Here is a 20,834-nt window from a genome sequence, read left to right on the forward strand (position 1 = left end):
GGCGCCAGAGTCCGCGTGCCTCCATGACGACGCATTCCCCTCCGGCAGCGCCCCGCACCGTCCTGACCAGCGGGCTCGTGTGGCTCATGGCCGCCGCCGCGGGCGCGACCGTCGCGAACCTCTATTACAACCAGCCGCTGCTGGGAGACATCGGCGCGGACCTGGGGGTCTCGGGGAGCGCGCTGGGGCTGGTGCCCATGCTGACGCAGGTGGGCTACGCGGTGGGCATGTTCTTCATCGTCCCGCTGGGCGACAGCCTGGAGCGGCGGCGGGTCATCGTCACCATGAACCTGCTGGTGGCGCTGGCGCTCGTGGGCGTGGCGCTCGCGCCGACCTTGCGCTGGCTGGTGGCCACGAGCTTCCTCGTGGGCGTCACCACCATCACTCCCCAGCTCCTCGCCCCCTTCGCGGCGCACCTCGCCCCCGCGGCGCAGCGAGGCCGGGTGGTGGGCACCGTCATGAGCGGCGTGCTCATGGGCATCCTCCTGTCCCGGACGGCGGCGGGCTTCGTCGGGACACACCTGGGCTGGCGCGCCATGTTCTGGATTGCGGCGGGGCTGATGCTCATGCTGGCCGGCGTGCTGCGCTTCACCCTGCCGTCGCAGCCGCCCATGGCCGCCATGCCGTACCCGCGGCTCTTGCGCTCGCTCATCCACCTGGCGCGCACCGAGCCCGTGCTGCGGCTGCATGCGGTGCTGGGCGCGCTCAGCTTCGGCGCGTTCAGCGTCTTCTGGTCCACGCTGGCGCTGTACCTCCAGAGCCTGCCGCAACAATACGACGCGCGGGTGGCGGGGCTCTTCGGCGTGGTGGGCGTGGTGGGCGCCGCCGTGGCACCGCTGGTGGGCCGCTACGCCGACAAGCGCGGGGACCGGCGCATCAACGCCGGCGCCATCGTCGTGCTGCTGCTGTCGTTCGTCGTGATGTGGCCCCTGGGACGCTGGCTGTGGGGCATGGCGCTGGGCGTGGTGCTGCTCGATTTGGGTGTCCAGGCGAACCAGATTTCCAACCAGACGCGGGTGTACTCGCTGCGTCCGGAGGCCCGCAGCCGGCTGAACACGCTCTACATGGTGACGTACTTCGCGGGCGGCGCCGCGGGCTCGTGGCTGGGGACCTTCGCGTGGACGCACTGGGGATGGACGGGCGTCTGTGCTTCGGGCGTGGCGCTGTGTGTCGTGGCCCTGCTGGCGCTCAAGCGGGGACCGAGGGGCGGCGTGCCCGAGACGGGGGCGGCCTGACGGTGGTGAGGCGTGTCAGGTCCGGGCCTGGGCTTCCAGGGCCGCGGCGGGGATGAGGCGATAGCGCTCCTGGGTTGGCACACCCAGGCGGCGGGCCAGTTGGACCAGCGCCACGCCTTCGATGAAGACGAAGGCCTCCGTCTTGTGGCGGTAGGGGTCGAACAGGCCGGAGCGCTGTTGGCGCTCGACCCAGGCGGCCTGCTCCTCAATCATGCCGTGGAGGCCCGCGTCGAAGGCGTCGGCATCCGCCGAGGACAGGGCCTTCACCACGTCGAAGCGGTGGGAGCTTCCGCCCTGGAGGGTCCGCTCGAACGCGGTGAGCTCCGCGTCTACGTGAGGCTGCGCCAGCACCAGGGCGATGAGGGTGCCGAAGTAGTGGAAGTCCTCCTCGGACTCCATCCGCTGCATCCAGGTCGGCGTCATCACCGTGGCGATGGACCGGGCCAGGTCCCAGTTGCCCGCGGCCAGGGCGTCGAAGAGCGGGTCGCCCTTGCTGCGGGCCAGGTAGTACTGGTCGAACTCGGAGCACGCGCTCCGGCGGCTGAGCAGGTTCAGGTAGAGCGTCGCCGCCTGCTCCAAGCCGTCTCGGAAGCCTGCTTCATCCAATTCGGAGAGCAGGAGGCCGCAGCCATACTGCCGCCAGAGCGCGGCGGTCTCCAACGTCAGCTTCGCGTCCGGCTTCGCCGACGACGACTGGAGCCGGGGCATCCGCTGGCCCACCAGGAAGAGGATGTTGTCGAGGACCGAGTCCATGGGGCGCCCGGGGTTCAGCCCGGAATCTCCGTGCCTGTGGGGTGTACCGCGAGCCCGGTGAGCCCGGCCTGCTGGAAGGCCTCCAGCAGGTCGGAGCGCAGGACCATCATCTTTGGCAGTTCCTCCAACCGGAAGACCTGCGCGTCCTTGGGAATCGCCTCATCGCGAAGGTGCAGCGACTTGATCTCGACAATCTGTCCTGATTGACCGGCTCGGCGCCGACACTTGGACCTCTCCATATCCAGGCACTGCACACGCATCAATGGATTGGCAATGGCGTATGCATCCTGGACTCTGCGGCCACATTTATTCAGGAGAATAAATGGCAACAACTCCACCACATCTCCAACCAACGCGCGGCTCACGAGAACATCCTGGACACGTTGAGACACGTAGAGCACGCGATCTGGATTGGCGATAAAGTCTGTAAGCAAATCACCAGCCTGCTGGCTCAAGGTAAGTTCAGTCGTAGGCGGAACGTAGGACGCCGACGGCACCCCGTCCCGGAGGTAAAAGTAGCGCTCCACCTTGTCTGGTAGATCGACGATTTCCACCGCCCGCGCGTCGTGGGGGCTTTTAAATGTGTAGTAACAAAGGGCCATGGTCGCCTAGGTATCAACCTGGAGTTTTCTGCCCCGTGCGATTCACGGCAATCCCGGTGAGCCCTTCCTGCTGAAAAGCCTCTAGCAAATCGGAGCGCAGCACGACCATTTCAGGGAGTTCCGCCAGCCTGAAGAGCTGTGCATCAGAGGGGATGGCCTCCTCGCGAATGTAGAGTACCTTGATCTCCGCGATCTCATTCGGGTCGCTCGCCGTCCGTCGATACTTTGAACGCTCGAAGTCCAAGCATGGCACCTTCAGCAGCGGGTTCGCAATCGCGTACTGTTCCCGGACCCGACGACCACGCTTGTCCAGTAAAACGAAAGGCAACAACTCGACGACTGAGTCCGTCAATCCGCGGTCTGCCAGCACCTTCTGAACAGACTGGGAGACGTAGAGCGCAGTGTCTGGGTTCGCGATAAAGTCCGTGAGCATGTCTCCGGCACGTTCGTACAGAGCAAGCTCCGTCGTCGGCGGAAGGTAGCCTGCCATCGGGACGCCATCCCGCAGATAGAAGTAGTCGTCAACCTTGTCGGGAAGGTCGACAATCTCGACCGCGCGAGGATCCAAGGCATGAACAAACGTGTAATAACTATAAGACATCATTCCCTCTAGACATTCACGGGCCCAAGCTGGACACCCGCCATCATGCTCTTGACCTGAACCAGCAAATCATTCGACAGCGAATTCAGTTCATCAAGGATTTCAGCCTTGAGGTCCTTTGGGTGCTTCTTCTGCCGGATTGCGCGATCGATCTTGCTCCGCAGCGCACGCAGTCGCGCCTGAAGCGACGCCTGATACGCCGCATGCGCGGGCACGCCCCACGGGCAGTGGGCCGGCAGGCCCACGATGAGCGCCTCGAACTCCTGCTGCGGCAGCAGGACCATGTTCTTCTCGTTGTGGATGTTCCAGCGCGAGATGAGGATGAGCTTCACCACCAGGTCGGAGCGCGACGGACTGCCCGATTCCCCCTTGCCGATAACCCACTCCTCCACGGCGCCCACCGGGATGAGGTGGTGGTAGTTGTGCTCGTAGGGATAGAAGGCCCCATATCCACCCTGGGTCTGATTCTGACGCGGCTGGAACTGAGGCCGGTTCCCCTTCTTCAGCGTCTGATTGGGCACGGGGTCCAGATGCTTCACCCCGATATGCCATCCCTCCGGCCCACGGCGCAGCCAGTAGAGCGACTGCCGCGCCCTGTCGAAGAAGTCCGACAGGGTCAGCTTCCGCTTCGAGTTGTCACTGACGGAGAAGCGCTTCCAGATGCGCTTCTTCGCCTTGCCGCTCAGGCCGAAGTCCTCCTGGACGAGCTTCATCCGCCGGGCAATCGCCTGATGGTCCTTGTTGTAGAGCGCGCCGCGCTCGTTCACGGACACCTTGTAGCAGTTGGACATGTGGTTGCACGGATGGGAGCTCCACCCGCCGTTGTCCGTTATCGTGTGCCGCCAGAGACACCCGAAGCCAGCGGGCTTGTCCGTGTGGTTGAGCGTCTTCGGGTCCCACGCCAGATGCGTGTCGCTGGATGCCATGCGTGCTCGCTCCTATGGGCGGACAAGCAGCCCCGAGGCCACCGCGCCCTCATCCGACCTCGACCACACGAGAATCTCATCGCCTCGCGCGTACTTCCTCACGAACGACCGCGTGGCCACCGCCATGGACACGCCGCCACTGGCCGCCCCGGTGTCCCCCAGCGACACCGCGGGCCAGTGACTCCGGGCCTCGGCCAACACGGAGTCCGCCGGGAGCCGCGCGAGGAGCGTGCCCCACTCCATCGCCCGTGACGCCTCGCCATTGAGGTCTCCGTACACGTCTCCAATTCGCGTCGCCCGGGCCAGCGTCTCCTCCAGCACCCCCACCAACCGCATCGAGGGCGCAGCGCCGTCTCCCCCTCCGACACGCAGCGCCTCGACGCGCGCCTCCACCCTGGCGCCACGCCTTCGCGCCTGGGCGGGGTCCTCGACGAGCAACGCCGCGGCGGCCTCCCCTGGCATGAACCCCACGGCGCGCTCCGGCGTCTTCAGCCGCCCCTTCATGGCCAGCCACTCGAGCGCCTCCAGGTCACTCGTGAGGCTGTCCACCCCGACGATGAGCGCCCGCTGGGCCTGGCCGGAGGCGATGGCCGCGTCCGCCTCGGCCATGGCCGCGAGGACGGAGACATGCCCGCGCGCCAGGACCTTCTGAAGCCTTGGAGAAAAGCGCAGGCCGCTGCGGCGGCTGACCGCCGGAAGGAGCCGCTCCTGAAGCTGCTCCACCATCAGGTCCTGTTCCGGCGTTCGAGGACCCGACAGGCCCAGGAAGAACGCGGTGTCCTGCCAGAAGCGGGCGTCCGCTCCCGTGAGCTCCGCATAGATGCACAGGTCCCGGATGGCCTCCTGGACCAGCAGCACATGGAGGCCCAGCCCCACGAATCCCTCCGTGAGCCCCTGGATGGGAAAGCCCACCACGGGCTCAACGCCGGGCTCGTCTCCGGAAGAGACCACCTGCAACCCCAGCGGAACGGGCCGCGCCATGCCGCAGCGAATCGCCGCGCACCCGGAGACCACGTCGTGGCCCAGGGAGGACACCAACCCCAATCCGGTGATGGCCAGGGACATGCCCTGATTCTAGCCGCGCCGCGGACATTCTGAACGCTCGCGGGCAGGCCCCCCCGAGCAAGCACGCATCGTCCCCGATGGATTGGCAGCCTTCTGTCCGGCTGCCAACCTCTCCCCGCTCAGGCCGTCTTCTCCCCCGCCAGCACCACCAGGAGCTGCCGCGCCTTCACCTGGCTGCCTACGGACACGTTGAGCTCCGCGACGGTGCCCGTGACGTCCGCCACCACCTGGAACTCCATCTTCATGGCCTCCAGCACCACCAGGACGTCCCCGGGCTTCACCGCCGCGCCCACCTGCGTGTCCACGCGCAGGATGCGCCCGTCCATCGGCGCCGACAGCCGCCCGCTGCCCACGCCGTCCGACTTCGACGGCGGCCGGAACGTCACGTCCGTCACGGCGTGCGCGCCCGCGCCCGAATCCAGCCACAGCGTGTCCCCGTCCCGCAGGTAGCGCGCGCGGCCCCGCGCCCCGGCGCTGGCGAAGTCGAGCACCCCCGCGGACAGCCCCAACACGGACACGTCGAACGACGCCTCCCCCACGGACACCTCGTACCCCTCCGAGGACACGGGCTGGACGGTGACGTGCTCCTCCCCGCCACGGCTCGCGAGCTTCATCCGCACGGGGTGACGGTGCGCCGTGTTCCAGTTCAGCAGGGACGCATCCAGCCCCGCCGTGTCCGCCAGCTTCAAGCCCTCGTCGTGGAAGAGCAGCGCCGCCGCCAGCGCCCGCGCCTTCGCGTCCGCCTGGTACAGCGCCTCCACCTCCGCCGCCGGCGCGTGCTTCGCGATGAACGCCGTGTCGTACTCCCCGGAACAGAACGCCGCGTGCTCCAGCACGTACAGCAGCAGGTTCTTGTTGGTGGTGACGCCGAACACCGTCAGCTCGCGCAGCGCCTCCACCAACCGCCGGCGCGCCGTCTCCCGGTCCGGGCCGTGCGCAATCACCTTCGCCTGCATGGAGTCATAGAAGGGCGGAACCTCCTGCCCCTCCCGCACGCCGTGGTCGATGCGCACACCCTCGCGCACCGGCGGCGCCCACGCCAGCAGCCGCCCGGCCTGGGGCGCATATCCCTTCGCCGGGTCCTCCGCGCAGAGGCGGACCTCGATGGCGTGCCCCGACGCGGAGAGCTGCTCCTGCGTCCGAGGCAGCGGCTCCCCCGCCGCCACGCGGAGCTGCCACTCCACCAGGTCCAGCCCGGTAATCAGCTCCGTCACCGGGTGCTCCACCTGGAGCCGCGTGTTCATCTCCATGAAGTAGAAGTCACCACTGGGCGCCAGCAGGAACTCGATGGTCCCCGCTCCCCGGTAGCCAATGGCCCGGGCCGCCGCCACCGCCACCTCGCCCATGCGCGCGCGCAGCGCGGGACTCACCGCCGGGGACGGGCTCTCCTCCACGATTTTCTGGTGCCGGCGCTGCACCGAGCAGTCCCGCTCGCCCAGGTGCACCACGTTGCCGTGTGTGTCCGCGAAGACCTGGACCTCCACGTGCCGCGCGTCGATGACGGCCTTCTCCAGGATGAGCTCGCCGCTCCCGAAGGCGTTCGTCGCCTCCGAGCGCGCCGCCCGCAGGGCCGCCCGAAGCTGCGACGCCTCATCCACCCGCCGCATGCCGCGCCCGCCGCCGCCCGCCGCCGCCTTGACCATCAGCGGGAAGCCGATGCGCTCGCCCTCCACCGCCAGCGCCTCGTCATCCAATTCAGCGGCCTCGTAGCCAGGGATGCAGGGCACGCCCGCCGCAATCATGCGCAGCTTCGCCTGACGCTTGTTGCCCATCAGGGTGATGGCCTCGGCCTCCGGACCGATGAACACAAGGCCCGCGTCGTGACAGGCGCGCGCGAAGTCCGCGTTCTCCGACAGGAAGCCGTAGCCCGGGTGGATGGCCTCCGCACCGGACACCTTCGCCGCCTCCAGAATCTTCCCGATGACGAGGTAGGACTCCTTCGCCGGAGAAGGTCCAATGGCCACTGCCTCGTCCGCCGCCAGCACGTGCGGCGCGGCGCGGTCCGCCTCGGAGAACACCGCCACGGTGCGGTAGCCCAGCCGCTGGCACGTCCGAATCACCCGGACGGCAATCTCGCCACGGTTCGCGATGAGGACCTTCTTGAAGCGCTCCATCGTGTCCGCTCCTCTCACAGCCGCGCGACGCCGAACGTGTTGGGGTGGACCTGCCGCCGCTTCGCCTCACGGCACACCGACAGCGCGAACCCGAGCACCCGCCGCGTGTCCCGCGGGTCGATGAGCCCATCGTCGAACATCCGCGCGCTGCAGTTGAACGGGTGCGACTCCTTGTCGAACTGGTCGATGATGGGCTGGCAGAACGCCTTGAGTTGCGCTTCGTCCACCACCTGTCCCTGCCGGGCCAGCTTCTCCCCGAAGACGATGGACATCACCTTCGCCGCCTGCTCGCCGCCCATGACGGCGGTGCGTGAGTTGGGCCACCCGAAGATGAAGCGCGGATGGAACGGCCGGCCGCACATGCCGTAGTTGCCCGCGCCGAACGCACCGCCAATCAGCACCGTGAGCTGCGGCACCGTTGCGTTGGCCACGGCCTGAATCATCTTCGCGCCGTGCTTCACGATGCCACCCTGCTCCGGCTGTGTGCCCACCAGGTAGCCCGTGGTGTTCTGCAGGTAGAGGATGGGCGTGTCCTTCTGGCAGCACAGCTGGATGAACTGCGCCGCCTTCGTCGCGCCCTGGGGCGAAATGGGCCCGTTGTTGCCGATGATGCCCAGCGGGTGGCCGTACAGGTTCGCCCAGCCGCAGACGGTGTGCGCGTCGTACGCGTCCTTGAAGCCGGTGAACTCCGAGCCATCCACGATGCGCGCGATGACCTCGCGGCAGTCGTAGGGCTTGCGGTAGTCCACGGGCACGGCGCCGCAGAGCTCGTCGGGTGAGTACAGCGGCTCCGCGTAGGTGGGGCGCTCGGCGGGCGCAAGCTGCGCGTTCCACCCGAGCTTCGCCACGATTTCCCGCGCCACGCGGATGGCGTCCGCGTCGTCCTCCACCAGGTAGTCCGCGGTGCCCGCCACCGTCGCGTGCATCTGGGCCCCGCCCAGCGCCTCGTCCGTGGCGACCTCCCCCGTGGCCGCCTTGAGCAGCGGCGGCCCCGCGAGGAACACCTTCGCCTTCTTCTTCACCATCACCACGTAGTCGGACAGGCCCGGCAGGTACGCGCCGCCCGCCGTGCTGGAGCCGTGCACCACCGTCACCTGGGGGATGCCCGCCGCCGACAGCCGCGCCTGGTTGTAGAAGGTCTCCCCACCGGGGATGAAAATCTCCTGCTGGTACATCAGGTTGGCGCCGCCGCTCTCCACCAGCGACACCAGGGGCAGCTTGTTCTCCAGCGCCAGGGCCTGCGCGCGCAGCGCCTTCTGCACGCCCCACGGCGACGCGGTGCCACCCTTGATGGCGGAGTTGTTCACGAAGACGATGCACCGCACCCTGGACACGTAGCCGATGCCGATGATGCTGTTTCCGCCCGCCAGCGAGCCGTCACTGTCGTCGTGGTAGCCATAGCCACACAGCGTGGACAGCTCCAGGAAGGGCGAGCCCCGGTCCAGCAGCAGCATCAGCCGCTCCCGAGGCAAGAGCTGCCCGCGCTTGTGGAACTTCTCCTTCGCCTGGTTCTCCGTGTTCCGGACCTTCGCCTCGATGGCGCGCAGCTCCGAGACGCGGGCCAGCATGTCCGCGCGGTTCGCCTTGAAGGACTCGGAGCCCGGGTCGATTCGCGAGGTGATTCGTGGCATCGGTCTACTCCTGTCCTTCGCGCAGCAGCGCCTCGGGGATGTCCATGTGCCGCGAGCGCAGCCACTCCCCCAGCGCCTTGCCCTGCGGGTCGAAGCGGGTGGACGAGGAGACCCCCTCCCCCAGCAGGCCCTCCACGACGAAGTTCAGCCCCCGCAGGTTGGGGAAGGCGTGCCGCTCAAGGGGCAGCGGCGCGGCCTCCGGGAGCAGTTCGCGCAGCTTCTCCACGGTGAGCGCGTGCGCCAGCCACCGCCACGCCGCATCCGTGCGCGCCCAGACGCCGATGTTCGCCGTGCCGCCCTTGTCACCACTGCGCGCGGCGACGATGCGCCCCAGCGGAGCCCGGCGCGTGGGGCCGCCCGGCGCTGGCGGTGGCAGCGGCGGTGGCTCCACGGGCTCAAGCGCGCGCGTCTCGCCGGGAGGAGGGACGGCGGTGCGCGCCCCGTCCTCGAGGACGGCGACATGCTCCACGCGTCCCGCTTCGACATAGGCCGGCGTGTAGACGCCATACGGCGCGCCGTCGGACGGAGGCGCCGTCATCGTGAAGCCCGGATAGCTGCCCAGCGCCAGCTCCACCGCCGCGCCGCTGAAGGCCCGGCCCACCACCTTCGCGTCCGCGTCCTTCACCACCACGCGCAGGAAGGCGGCGGCCTGCTCCTCGGTGGCCGCGTCCTCGCGGTCCGTCCGCGTGAGCATCCACTGGAGCTCCTTCGGCTTGCGCGTCAGCGCCGCCTCCAGCTGCTCGCGCGCCAGCCGCGCCTTCTCCTCGATGTCCAACCCCACCAGGATGAACGTCGCCTCGTTCCGGTAGCCCCCCAGGTGGTTGAGGCACACCTTCACCGTGGGCGGTGGCGGCTCGCCGCGCACGCCGGAGATGCGGACGCGGTCCTCGCCATGCGACGCCAGGGCGATGGTGTCGAAGCGCGCCGTGGCGTCGGGGCCCGCGTACCGCGCCCCGGTGATTTCATAGACGAGCTGCGCCAGCACCGTGTCCACCGTCACCGCGCCGCCCGTGCCCGCGTGCTTGGTGATGACGCTGCTGCCGTCCTCGTACAGCTCCGCCAGCGGGAAGCCGGGGCGCCGCGCGTCGAGCTCCGTGAAGAAGGAGAAGTTGCCGCCCGTGGCCTGCGTGCCGCACTCCAGGACGTGGCCGGCGACCATGGCCCCCGCCAGCCGGTCCCAGTCATCCACCTTCCAGCCGAAGTGCGCCGCCGCCGGGCCCACCACCAACGACGCGTCCGTCACCCGCCCGGTGACGACGATGTCCGCCCCGGCGCGCAGGCACGCGGCGATGCCCCACCCGCCCAGGTACGCGTTCGCGGTGAGCGGCGAGCCCAGGCCCAGCGCGTCCGCCCGCGCGGAGAGGTCATCTCCCTCCACGTGCGCCACATGCACCTTCACGCCCAGCTTCGCGGCGACCTCGCGCAGCGCGGCGGCCAGCCCCGCGGGGTTCAGCCCACCCGCGTTGGTGACGACCTTGACCTTCTTCTCCACCACCAACGCCAGGCATTGCTCCATCTGCTTCAGGAACGTCTTGGCATAGCCGGTGGACGGGTCCTTCATCCGGTCCCGGCCCAGAATCAGCATCGTCAGCTCGGCCAGATAGTCGCCAGTCAGGACGTCGAGCTGGCCGCCTTCGAGCATCTCCCGGACCGCGGAGAAGCGGTCTCCATAGAAACCCGAGGCATTGCCGACACGCAGGGGGGACGCGGACATGAGCTCTCCACTCGGCAGCAACCAAAGACGCGTGAGTCTGGGCAGGCGACTCTAAAAAAGCAAGCGTGCTTGCTTTTTTAACCCTTGGCTCGCATCCTGGCCGGGTGAGTGAGGCATCCGGCACGCCCGGCAGGCAGGAGCAGGAGCGCAGCCGCGTCACGCGCCAGCGTCTGATGGAGGCGGCCATTGGCGCGCTCTCCGAGCTGGGGTGGGCCGGCGCGACCATGACGGTGATTGCCGAGCGCGCGGGCGTGTCCCGGGGCGCCTGTCAGCACCACTTCCCCACCCGCGCCGACCTGGTGGCCGCCGCCGTGGAGTACGTGGGGCACCAGCAGGTGGAGGCCGTGCTGCGCAAGGCCGCCCAGCTTCCGGCCGACGCGCGCCGCACGGAGGCCATCCTCCACATGCTGGCCGGCATCTACCTCAGCCCTGTCTTCACGGCGGCGGTACAGCTGTGGGTGGCCGCCGTGGCGGACTCGGAGCTGCGCGCGCAGCTGGCTCCGCTGGAGGCCCGCGTGGGGCGGGAGTTCCACCGGCTGACAGTGCGGCTGCTCGGCGTGGATGACAGCGTCGCGGAGGTGCGCGAGCTGATTCAGGGCACGCTCGACCTCATCCGGGGGCTCGCGCTGGCCAATCTGCTGAGGGACGACAGCGCGCGCAGGAAGAAGGTCCTCCACCGCTGGGCGCTCACCCTGGACGAGGCCCTGAGCGTCCGGCGCATCCGCGGGGGCTGAGGACCGCAGGTTTCACGAACGACCTCCACATCAGGAGCTGACCATGGGCTACCGCTCTCTCTTCGCACCGGGCTGTTTCAGCAACCGCACCCTCGTCGTCACCGGCGGCGGCAGCGGCATTGGCCGCTGCACCGCGCACGAGCTGGCCGCGCTGGGCGCCAACGTCGTCCTGGTGGGCCGCAAGCCCGACAAGCTGGAGGCCGTCGCGCGGGAAATCCAGGAGGACGGCGGCAAGGTGTCCTTCGAGGTGCTCGACATCCGCGACGAGGAGGGCGTGAAGGCCACCGTGGCGCGCATCATCGCCGCGCACGGCCCCATCCACGGCCTGGTCAACAACGCGGGCGGGCAGTTCCCCTCGCCGCTGTCGGCCATCTCCAAGAAGGGCTTTGACGCGGTGGTGTCCACCAACCTCACCGGCGGCTTCCTGATGGCGCGGGAAGTCTACCTCCAGTCCATGAGCAACCATGGAGGCGCCATCGTCAACATGCTCGCGGATTCGTGGGGCGGCATGCCGGGCATGGGGCACTCCGGCGCCGCGCGCATGGGCATGCTCAACCTGACGCAGACGGCCGCGGTGGAGTGGGCCGCGTCCGGCGTGCGCGTGAATGCCGTGGCGCCCGGCTGGGTCGCCTCCAGCGGCATGGACAGCTACAAGGACGAAGGCGTGCGGGCGATGATTCCCCTCCTCAAGAAGGAGGTGCCGCTCCAGCGGCTCGCCACCGAGTCCGAGGTGAGCGCCGCCATCGTCTTCCTGCTCACCGACGCCGCGGCCTTCATCACCGGCGAGGTCATCAAGATTGACGGGGGCGCTTCGTGCAACACGAAGATTTTCCCGCTGGAGGAGACCACCGCCTCCAAGCCCTACGAGGGCTTCCACCGCGCGGCGGCGCCGCGCATCCTCGGCGGTGAGTCGAAGGAGTAGGAGCAACGCCCCGCCTCCGTTCGCACCGCACCGCGCGGAAGCGGAGGCTGCCATCTCAGAGGCCGTCCGGGTAGCAGCAGCCGGAGGTTGAGTGCCTCCGGCCGCTGCACTTCTGTGCGACTTCTCAAAATGGAGCAGCGCTACATGATGGAAACAGCGTGCTCCTCAGGCAAGCCGAACGACGCGGCACTTCTGGCACAGAGGATACTCGGCGATGAATCCACTGAGCCTGGCCAGCATCTCTTCGTAACTGCGGCCATACATGTAGAGCGCCGTTTCCGTGGGCCCCTGCCAATAGCTATGAATCATGCCCTCTTCGCCCAGCAAGCGCTCGCATTCGTCGTGGACGTGATTGCTATCGCACGAGGCATAGACCTCCGCGGGCAAGTCCGAGCCGTTCAGGTAAAGTCCCAGCCCTTCGTGTGAGCCGAACGGAAACGAGCCTTCATCGTCGGGCAGGATGACCTCGGAGCCCTTCGGCGCCAGCATCTCCTGCACCACGTCAGCAACCTTCTCCGCCAGCTCGCGCGAGTAGTCATCAAGCTCGATTTCGATGTCGCAACGCTCGACCTCTCCATCCGGCGCCATCAGCGTTCCTCCGCCGGTGACGCGTGCGCCCAATCCCAGCGTTTCGGCAACCTCGTCGAAGGCATCCTCCAACTCGGCCCGGTGCATGGGTTGTAGCCGCGCATTCAACGAGAGCACGATGAGACCCGGTTGGAACAGGTCAATCCTGGTCCCTGCATTCACCTGACGGGACCTATGGCCGGAAGCGCACGATGCGCACGTCGAGGGCGCCGGATTCCACGTCCAGGACCTGGCGCATCAACTCAAGCGCGCGCGCTTCATCAAAGCTGCCGGAGCCCGCGCCAATGACAGGGAAGGCCACGGAGCGCAAACCCTGCTCGCCTGCCTTCGCCAGGGCATTGCGGACCGAGTCCTGGATGGAGCGCTCCGAGGCCCGCCAGAGCATGTTGATGCCCGCGACGTGGATGATGGCTTTGAATGGCAACCGCCCGGAAGAGGTCACCACTGCCGTGCCCAATGGCATGGGCCCTGCCTTCGCCACCTCACGGAAGGGCGCGAGCCCCGCCCGGCGCTTGATGGCGCCGGACACCCCCTGCGGTAACAGCAGCCACCAGGGGATGATGTTCCGGTTCCAGGCATTGACGATGGCCTCCACCGGCTGGTCCAGCAAGTCGCCTTCGACAACGGAGACGGGCATGGCGCGGACTCTAGCGCCAGCCCGTCTCGAATGGGTGTGCCTGGGTGCTCAGTCACACTCGTGCGTGTGCGTGTGCTCCGTGGCCTTGGGGCTCCAGCCTTCGTTGCCGTCCTTCTCGAAGAAGAACTTCGCGCGAGGGCGCTGGCGCGTCCCGACCTCGTTGAGCGTGGCCGCGTCGTACAGGCGCCCGTTCACCATGGTGTAGCGCACAGAGCGACTGTGCTTCAGGTCCTGCAAGGGATTTCCATCCAGCACGATGAGGTCCGCCAGCTTGCCCACCTCCAGCGAACCAATCTCCCCATCCAGGCCCAGGTAGCGCGCCCCGCTCAGCGTCGCCGAGCGCAGCGCCTGCAGCGGCTTCATGCCGCCATGGCCGAACATCCAGACCTCCCAGTGCGCCGCCAGGCCTTCACGCTGGCCGTGCGCGCCCAACTGCACGCTCACGCCCGCGTCACTCAGCTCGCGCGCCACGGTGGCGGCGGCGAAGTGGTTGAACTCGTCGTCCGGCACGTGCATGGAGGGCCGGCGGCTGCGCGAGTCCACCACCCGGCGCGGGACGAAGGACAACAGGCGCTCGTCCTCCCACACGTTCGTCTTCTGGTACCAGTAGTTCTCACCCCAGACGCCGCCGTAGGCCACGCCCAGCGTCGGCGTGTAGCCGGTGCCGCTCTTGCCCCACAGCTGCTTCACGTCCGCGTAGATGCGCGCCACCGGAATCGCGTGCTCCACGCCGGTGTGCCCGTCCACCACCATCGTCAGGTTGTGCTGGAGCAGCGAGCCCCCCTCCGGCACCACCAGCATGCCCAGCTCGCGCGCCGCCTGGAGCACCTTCTGCCGCTGATCTCTTCGCGGCTGGTTGTAGCTCTTCACGCTGAAGGCCCCCATGGCCTTCATCCGCCGCAGGTGCGAGCGCGCGTCGTCCACCGTCTCAATGGGCGCGCGGTAGCCCGCGCCGGACGCACCATAGAGGATGGTGCCCGTGGAGAAGATGCGCGGCGCCACCACGCCGCCCGCCCGGGCCAGCTCACTGGCCGCGAAGACCTCTTCCGAGGAGTTGGACGGGTCGTGCAGCGTCGTCACGCCGAAGGCCAGGGAGGACGCGTGCACCCAGCTCTGCTCGGGCATCAGCCCGTCCATGCCCATGGGCCCGTGCCAGTGCACGTCGATGAGGCCGGGCATCAACGTCTTGCCCTTCACGTCCACTACCTTCGCCCCGGGCGGCACCCGCACCTTGCCCACCGGGCCCACGGCGACGATGCGGTTGTTTCGCACCACCACCACGCCCTGCTCGAGGACCTCGTCCCCCTTCATGGTGATGACGCGGCCCCCTACCAGGGCCAGCGTGCCCTCCGGCACGTCCGCCTTCACCGGAAACGAGAGGTCCACGCCCTTCTCCGGCGCCTCCGGCAGCTTCTCCGGCGAACCGTCGATGAAGGCGAAGCTCTCCTTCAGCGCGCGCGTGAAGAGCTCGGGCCCCAGCGCCCAGTGCAAGCGCTGGCTGTCACCGGACCAGTGCAGGTACTCACCCGCGTCCCGGCTCACCTTCGCCAGCGGCAGCGCCTTCGCGCCAGGCCCCACCGTGGCCGACTTCGCGCCCAGCGCGAAGGGGACGATGAAGGCGTTGAAGTTCTCCCGGAACGCCACCCACCGCTCGTCCGGGGAGACGCGCAGCTCGGTGGCCTCGGCGCTCGTCAGGTGCGTGCGCTCCTCGCTCCCGTTCAACCCGATGCTCTTCAGCGAGCGCACGTCCTCCTTCTCCTTGCGCTCCACGTGCAGGAAGTAGACGCGGTCCGAGCGCGCGCCGAAGTGCGGCTGCTCCCCGTCACGCGCCAGGCGCTTCGGCGTGCCGCCGCCCGCGGGCATGGCGAACAGGCCCGTGTTCCGGCTCCACAACCCGGGCATCAGGTAGCCGTCCCCGGACGCGCGGTACACCAGCGTCTTGCCATCCGGGCTGAACGCGGGCTCCACGTAGTAGCCCGGCTGCTTCGTCAGCACCTTGCCCTCGCCTCCCGTGGCGGGCACCACGCGGAGGGTACCCAGCTTCTCGTCGTCCCACGTCGTGTAGACGATGGAGCGCCCGTCCCGGGAGAACGACGGGTAGAACTCCAGGTGGTCGTCCTGCTTCGTCAGGCGCCGGGGCGTGCCCGCCGGCAGCTGCTTCACGTACAGCTTGCCCAGCGACTGGTACACCACGCGGTCCCCCTTGGGAGACACCTGCACCCAGCGCAGCATCTTCGTGGAGAAGCGCTCGGGGGCCACCGCCTGCGGGCTGCGCACGGCCTCGAAAATCGTGCGCGTCCCCCGCACGCGGAAGGCAATGGGCGTCACCTTCTTCGTGGCCACGTCGATGCGGTGCAGCTTGCCGCCCGCCCAGAAGACAATCGCCTTGTTGTCCGGCGTCCACGCCATGCCCGGATACACGCCGTGAATGGCCCACGTCTCCTGCATGTCCCGGTCGAGCCCGTCGTACAGGGGGCGCTCCGCGCCGGACGCCACGTCGGTGACGTAGAGCACGCTCTTGGCGCGCACCCGGCGGACGAAGGCCAGCTGCTTGCCGTCACGCGACGGCGTGGGGCGGATGGCACCGCCCGGGCCCGTGATGAAGGGCTCGATTTCCTTCGTCTCCAAGTCCAATCGCTGGATGGCGTAAATCTGGCCGTTGGGGTCCTTGTTGTATTCGAAGGTCTTCCCCGGCGAGACGTCCTGGCTGAAGTAGACGTGGCGCCCGTCGGGTGAGAAGGCGGGCTCGCCCAAGTCCTTCTGGTCGTTGGTGCGCTCGGTGAGCTGCACGCCCTCGCCGCCGGCGCGGTGGTACATCCACACCTCGCCCGCGCCCAGCGAGCGACGCGCGGTGAAGTGCTTGCGCGCCACGATGAACTGCCCGTCCGGGCTCCACGCGGGGCTGTTGAGCAGGCGGAACTTCTCCTCCGTCACCGCCCGCGCATTCGAGCCGTCCCGGTCCACCACCCAGAGGTTGTCGCCGCCGCCCCGGTCACTGGTGAAGACGATGCGCTTGCCGTCCGGGCTGAAGCGCGGCTGCATGTCCCACGCGACGCCGGACGTCAGCGCCTTCGCTTCGCCGCCGCCCATGGGCAGCACGTAGAGGTCCCCCAGCAGGTCGAAGACGATTTCGTCTCCGCGCGGGCTGACGTCCACGTTCATCCACGTGCCCTCGGTGACGTCGATGTTCACCTGACGGGCGGGGAAGCCCGGCGCGTCCACCTTCCACGCGTCCCCCCCTTCCTTCTCCGCCTGCTGCGCGGCCTCACCGGACGGCGGACGCGGGGCGTCTACCTCGGCGGCGCGGGCCGCGTCGCGCGCGGCGTCCTTCGTGTCGGGTGCCGGCCGTGGCGGGTCCTGCCGGACCACGGGAGGCTTCGCCGGAGCCTGCTGCGCGGCCATGGGCACGGCGGGCATCAGCAGGACGGCGAGGAGGGAGGAGGTCAGTCGTTTCACCAGAAGTCCTCATTGAGGGAGAAGCCGTGTGGAGGGAGAAGCCGTGTGTCGGGTGGCGGAGACTATCCGGCCCCGAGGGGCTGTTGGATGCCGGCCGAGAACAAGCGAACAGGCGAGCCTCTTCCGGGCCGTGTAAGCTCACGCCCGTCGAGCAGCACTGATTCCGAGGGGGGAGTCTCCATGCAGACGCGTCAGAAGCTCGCCGTGCTCATCATCCACGGCATTGAAGTGGATGACCCGGGTCTCTACGACACCGCCGTGCGCCTGCTGCGCCAGCACTTCACGCAGCACGCGGGGGCCGGGCCGGACACACTCGCCGTCGAGACAGTGAACTGGGCCTCCGTGCTGGAGGGTGCGGAGAGGGACCTGCTCGCCCGCTACGCCCCGGCCGACGCGGACACGTACTGGAAATCCCTCTATGAGAGCGTGCGCACGGTGAACCAGGGTCACGAGTCCGCGCTCGTGCCGATGATGCTCCGCCTGATGCGGCCGTCCCTGCGCGGCATGGACCTGCGCTACCCCGGCCTGCGGTGGATGCTGGTGCACTTCGTGGGCGACATCATCGCCTATCAGACGAACCCCGCCGACCCGGACGTCTACACGGGCATCCACCGAAAGGTCGCCGAGGCCCTGGGCCGCCTGCGTCAGCAGGCCGGTGACACCGCTCCGCTCTGCGTCATCGCGCACAGCCTGGGCAGCGTCATCGCCAGCAACTACTTCTATGACTTGCAGGCCCAGCGGCTGGCCGGGCGGGACATCATCGAGGAGACGGTGCGCGCGGCCCAGGGCAGCTCGCCCCTGGAGCGCGGCGAGACGCTCAGCCACTTCTACACGCTGGGCAGCCCCATGGCCCTGTGGAGCCTGCGCTATCCCCACGCGGAGCTCGACCAGCCCGTGCAGGTCCCCGCGCCGGAGCTGGCACGCCACCATCCAGGGGTTGGCGGACGGTGGCTCAACTTCCACGACGAGGACGACGTCTTCGCCTGGCCGCTCCAACCCCTCAGCGCCGCCTATCACGCCTCGGTGGAGGACCGCGCCGTGCGCGTGGCGGGCCCGCTCTTCTCGTGGACGCCCCTGGTCCACCCCTTCTACTGGTCGGACGACGGCGTGATGCGGGATATCGGCACGTCGCTCGCCGGCGCGTGGAAGCAGCTCTCCAGCGCGTCGACCGTGGCCGCCTAGCGCGGCGTTCCGGACGCCACGTCAAAACGCAGTGCGCCACGCGGCCCTGAATCTGGTATCGCGCTCCTCATGTCGGACGACTTCACGCTTCCCGAGGACAAGGCCGGGCGGATGGAGCGCTGCGCGGTCTTCTACACCGACGTCGTGCCCCACAACCACGCGCTGGGGCTGCGGCTGGTGGACGTCGGCGCCGCCGAGGCCACCGTCGAGCTGCCCTACGCGGAGAACCTCGTCGGCAACCCGGAGACGGGCGTCATCGCCGGCGGCGCGGTAACGACGCTCATCGACGCCACGTGCGGCACCGCCGTGTTCCTCAAGCTGGGCCGCTTCGCTCCGCTCGTCACGCTGGACCTGCGCATCGACTACCTGCGCCCCGCGCGGCCCGGCATTGTCCTCACCTGCGTGGCCGATTGCTACCGGCTCACCCGCCAGGTGGCCTTCGTCCGCGCGCTCGTCCACCAGGGCGACCCGGGCCACCCCGTGGCTTCCGCCCAGGGCACCTTCATGCGGACGGAGGAATGACGGCCATGTCCGATTCCACGACGCCTCCCCTCGCCGAGCTGGTGCGCCAGGTGCGCAAGACGCGCGAGTACAAGCGCCTCACCGACGCCATCCCCTACACGCGCTTCATGGGCATCGGCGTGGAGAACCTCGCCGGCGAAATGCTCTGCCGCATGGCCTTCAACCCGAGGAACATCGGCAACAGCCTGCTTCCCGCTTTGCACGGCGGCACGCTCGGCGCGCTGCTGGAATCCGCCGCTGTCTTCGAGCTGCTGCTGCAGACGAACACCGAGCGCGTGCCGAAGGTCATCTCGCTCACGGTGGACTTCCTTCGCTCGGGCAAGCCGCAGGACACCTTCGCCAAGGCGTTCATCACCCGCCAGGGCCGGCGCGTGGCCAACGTCCGGGTGGATGCGTGGCAGGACGACCGCACGCGGCCCATCGCCAGCGCGCACGCGTTGTTCCTGCTGTCGGAGCCGTAAGCCTTCCGGCTGTGGCGCCGCTGACGGCGGGATGCCGCGCGGCGCCCGGGAGGCGCTGGGACAAGAGCCCCTGCCCCGCGCCGTCTTCCGCCTCCACCTTCGGCCTGATGTCTCGGGACACGAGAGGCAGCCGATGAAGCGACGGATGGGCGAGGTGGTGGCGGGCGCTCCCGCGCTGTGCGATTCGCCCTGGCGCAGCAGAACGACACGGAGAGCATGGTCCGCATGGGCCGTCCGAAGGCCAGCGACGAGGGGCAGGCCCGGAGCCGTTCGAGGAAGGCACGGGAGGCTCCGGCTCCCAGGGCACTCCGCCCGATGCGCGCGGCACTGCTGCGGCAGGGCCTGTTACCCATCCCCACCGACGAGATGGCCTTCCCCGACGAGCTCCACCACGACAACCGTCAGGAGGTGAAGCTGGGCCAGCACGATGGAGCGCGCGGAAGAAGCATCGATGGCGAAGCTCCAGTCCCTCCAGGCCCCCGCGTTCGACCGCGCCTTCCTGGCCGCCATGGGGGTGACCATGACGCGGACATCGCCAGGGACGGGAAACGCCCCTCCAGGCACGCTGGGCGCCCAGCGGACGCTGTCGTCAGTGCGCGGTGACGTCCAGGACTCGGGACTTCATCTCCCCGTCGTGACTCCACGTAATCAGGTCCGTGCTGCCCTCCTCCTTCCCCCTCAGACGCACCACGCCCTGACGCGGCACGGTGATTTCGACGAGGCTCGGTTCGCCCACCGCGATGCGCTGGAGTCCAGGAACAACCAACTCGTGCACGTCGCCGACGCGCAGGACCATCGGCGATGCGGCCATGCGCCAGGGCCTCTCGGCTCGCGACGTGGCGGCGTCGGACTGGAACAGAAAGGACGGCGTCCACAGGAGCACGCCCAGCACCACCAGGCAACCCGCTCCTGCCAGGGCCAGGATGCCCCGGCCGCCCCATGCCGACGAGGGCTGAGAGAGCACCGCCATCAGCGCCTCCATGCTGGGGAAGCGGTCCTCGGGCGCGTTCGCGAGCCCCCGCGCCAGCGCGGTACGGACGTGCCTCGGCACGCTCGACGTTCGCGGTGCCGCGGAGGCGGGAAGATGGCCTGGACGCTCACCGTGGAGCGCTTCGTGGAGCGCGACGCAGAAGCTGTACTGGTCGCTGCGGGCGTCCACGGCCCTGCCCGCGTGCTGCTCGGGAGACATGTACGCCGGCGTCCCTACGGCCTGCCCCCACTTCGTGAGCGTGGATGCCTTCGATGCGCCCTCTCCCACATCGGCATCCGTCTCGAGGGGGTTCCCCGCGCCGTGCCGCACCAGCCCGAAGTCCGTGACGCGCACCCGGCCGTCGCGCCCCACCAGCACGTTGGACGGCTTGAAGTCGCGGTGCACCATCCCCGCGCGATGGGCGGCGGACAGCCCCGCTCCTGCTGCCAGGAAGACGTCCATCACGTCCCGCCATGGACGCTCGCGTTCCCGAAGACAGTCCGCGAGCGTCGTGCCGTCCACCCACTCCATGGCCAGGAAGTCGCGCCCCTCCGCCGTCCCCAGTTCGAAGAGCGGCAACACGTTGGGATGCGACAGCCGCGCCATGGCCTGGGCCTCGCGTAGCAGCCGCTCCCGGCCCTGGCCCGCCGCACCCGCCAGCAGCGGCCTCAACAGCTTGAGCGCCACCCGCCGCCCCAGCCTCAGGTCATCCGCCGCGTAC

19 protein-coding genes are annotated in these 20,834 nt (G+C 68.9%); 6 read left to right on the plus strand and 13 right to left on the minus strand.

Annotated elements, in window-relative coordinates; all coding sequences use genetic code 11:
* Positions 1 to 23 precede the first annotated feature (23 nt).
* Complete coding sequence (locus tag G4D87_RS04800; RefSeq protein ID WP_163779405.1) at positions 24 to 1,235, plus strand: MFS transporter; 1,212 nt, start codon at positions 24 to 26, stop codon at positions 1,233 to 1,235.
* A gap of 15 nt (positions 1,236 to 1,250) precedes the next feature.
* Here the strand turns inward: G4D87_RS04800 and G4D87_RS04805 are convergent, their stop codons facing one another.
* From G4D87_RS04805 to G4D87_RS04840, 8 genes are all read right to left on the minus strand, one after another.
* Positions 1,251 to 1,988, minus strand: coding sequence for an Imm49 family immunity protein (locus tag G4D87_RS04805; RefSeq protein WP_163779407.1), 738 nt, complete (start codon positions 1,986 to 1,988; stop codon positions 1,251 to 1,253).
* 14 nt (positions 1,989 to 2,002) lie between these two features.
* Positions 2,003 to 2,590: an imm11 family protein gene (locus G4D87_RS04810; RefSeq protein ID WP_163779409.1), complete on the minus strand. Its 588-nt coding sequence runs from the start codon at positions 2,588 to 2,590 to the stop codon at positions 2,003 to 2,005.
* Between the two features lie 13 nt (positions 2,591 to 2,603).
* Positions 2,604 to 3,158, minus strand: coding sequence for an imm11 family protein (locus G4D87_RS04815; RefSeq protein WP_240358013.1), 555 nt, complete (start codon positions 3,156 to 3,158; stop codon positions 2,604 to 2,606).
* A 41-nt stretch (positions 3,159 to 3,199) separates the two neighbouring features.
* A complete protein-coding gene (locus G4D87_RS04820; protein WP_163779411.1) occupies positions 3,200 to 4,117 on the minus strand; it encodes a hypothetical protein in 918 nt (305 codons plus the stop codon).
* A gap of 12 nt (positions 4,118 to 4,129) precedes the next feature.
* Entirely contained in the window at positions 4,130 to 5,182 is a 1,053-nt protein-coding gene (locus G4D87_RS04825; RefSeq protein WP_163779413.1) for a hypothetical protein, read from the minus strand.
* 119 nt (positions 5,183 to 5,301) lie between these two features.
* On the minus strand, positions 5,302 to 7,296 hold the full coding sequence (locus G4D87_RS04830; RefSeq protein ID WP_163779414.1) for an acetyl-CoA carboxylase biotin carboxylase subunit: 1,995 nt from the start codon (positions 7,294 to 7,296) through the stop codon (positions 5,302 to 5,304).
* Between the two features lie 14 nt (positions 7,297 to 7,310).
* Entirely contained in the window at positions 7,311 to 8,927 is a 1,617-nt protein-coding gene (locus G4D87_RS04835) for an acyl-CoA carboxylase subunit beta (protein ID WP_163779416.1), read from the minus strand.
* 4 nt (positions 8,928 to 8,931) lie between these two features.
* Positions 8,932 to 10,641 carry an acyclic terpene utilization AtuA family protein gene (locus G4D87_RS04840; protein ID WP_205507423.1) on the minus strand — a complete coding sequence of 570 codons (1,710 nt, stop codon included), beginning with the start codon at positions 10,639 to 10,641 and terminating at the stop codon, positions 8,932 to 8,934.
* 65 nt (positions 10,642 to 10,706) lie between these two features.
* On the opposite strand from G4D87_RS04840, the gene G4D87_RS04845 reads away from it, so the two are divergent.
* Both G4D87_RS04845 and G4D87_RS04850 read left to right on the plus strand, forming a co-directional pair.
* On the plus strand, positions 10,707 to 11,375 hold the full coding sequence (locus tag G4D87_RS04845; protein WP_163779420.1) for a TetR family transcriptional regulator: 669 nt from the start codon (positions 10,707 to 10,709) through the stop codon (positions 11,373 to 11,375).
* Between the two features lie 43 nt (positions 11,376 to 11,418).
* A complete protein-coding gene (locus tag G4D87_RS04850; protein ID WP_163779422.1) occupies positions 11,419 to 12,297 on the plus strand; it encodes an SDR family oxidoreductase in 879 nt (292 codons plus the stop codon).
* 165 nt (positions 12,298 to 12,462) lie between these two features.
* On the opposite strand, the gene G4D87_RS04855 is transcribed toward G4D87_RS04850, so the two are convergent.
* Genes G4D87_RS04855 through G4D87_RS04865 form a run of 3 tightly spaced genes read right to left on the minus strand, consistent with a single transcriptional unit; the run spans position 12,463 to position 16,978 of the window.
* Positions 12,463 to 13,002 carry a hypothetical protein gene (locus G4D87_RS04855; protein WP_205507424.1) on the minus strand — a complete coding sequence of 180 codons (540 nt, stop codon included), beginning with the start codon at positions 13,000 to 13,002 and terminating at the stop codon, positions 12,463 to 12,465.
* A gap of 55 nt (positions 13,003 to 13,057) precedes the next feature.
* Positions 13,058 to 13,522 (minus strand): macro domain-containing protein, encoded by a 465-nt coding sequence (locus G4D87_RS04860; protein WP_163779424.1) that lies wholly within the window; start codon positions 13,520 to 13,522, stop codon positions 13,058 to 13,060.
* A 48-nt stretch (positions 13,523 to 13,570) separates the two neighbouring features.
* On the minus strand, positions 13,571 to 16,978 hold the full coding sequence (locus tag G4D87_RS04865; protein ID WP_163779426.1) for an amidohydrolase family protein: 3,408 nt from the start codon (positions 16,976 to 16,978) through the stop codon (positions 13,571 to 13,573).
* Between the two features lie 180 nt (positions 16,979 to 17,158).
* Between G4D87_RS04865 and G4D87_RS04870 the strand changes: the two genes are divergently transcribed.
* The 3 genes from G4D87_RS04870 (at position 17,159) to G4D87_RS04880 (ending at position 19,143) form a co-directional block, all read left to right on the plus strand.
* On the plus strand, positions 17,159 to 18,160 hold the full coding sequence (locus tag G4D87_RS04870) for a hypothetical protein (protein ID WP_163779427.1): 1,002 nt from the start codon (positions 17,159 to 17,161) through the stop codon (positions 18,158 to 18,160).
* Between the two features lie 69 nt (positions 18,161 to 18,229).
* A complete protein-coding gene (locus G4D87_RS04875) occupies positions 18,230 to 18,682 on the plus strand; it encodes a PaaI family thioesterase (RefSeq protein WP_163779430.1) in 453 nt (150 codons plus the stop codon).
* Positions 18,679 to 19,143 carry an acyl-CoA thioesterase domain-containing protein gene (locus G4D87_RS04880; RefSeq protein WP_163779431.1) on the plus strand — a complete coding sequence of 155 codons (465 nt, stop codon included), beginning with the start codon at positions 18,679 to 18,681 and terminating at the stop codon, positions 19,141 to 19,143. Before G4D87_RS04875 ends, G4D87_RS04880 begins: the two co-directional genes overlap by 4 nt.
* A gap of 345 nt (positions 19,144 to 19,488) precedes the next feature.
* On the opposite strand, the gene G4D87_RS38825 is transcribed toward G4D87_RS04880, so the two are convergent.
* Positions 19,489 to 19,653, minus strand: a complete 165-nt coding sequence (locus tag G4D87_RS38825; RefSeq protein ID WP_205507425.1) for a hypothetical protein — start codon at positions 19,651 to 19,653, stop codon at positions 19,489 to 19,491.
* A gap of 79 nt (positions 19,654 to 19,732) precedes the next feature.
* Positions 19,733 to 20,834 (minus strand): protein kinase domain-containing protein (locus G4D87_RS04890; RefSeq protein WP_163779433.1); only part of this gene is annotated, 1,102 nt, incomplete at its 5' end.

This window comes from Myxococcus vastator (genome assembly GCF_010894475.1).
GTDB lineage: Bacteria > Myxococcota > Myxococcia > Myxococcales > Myxococcaceae > Myxococcus > Myxococcus vastator.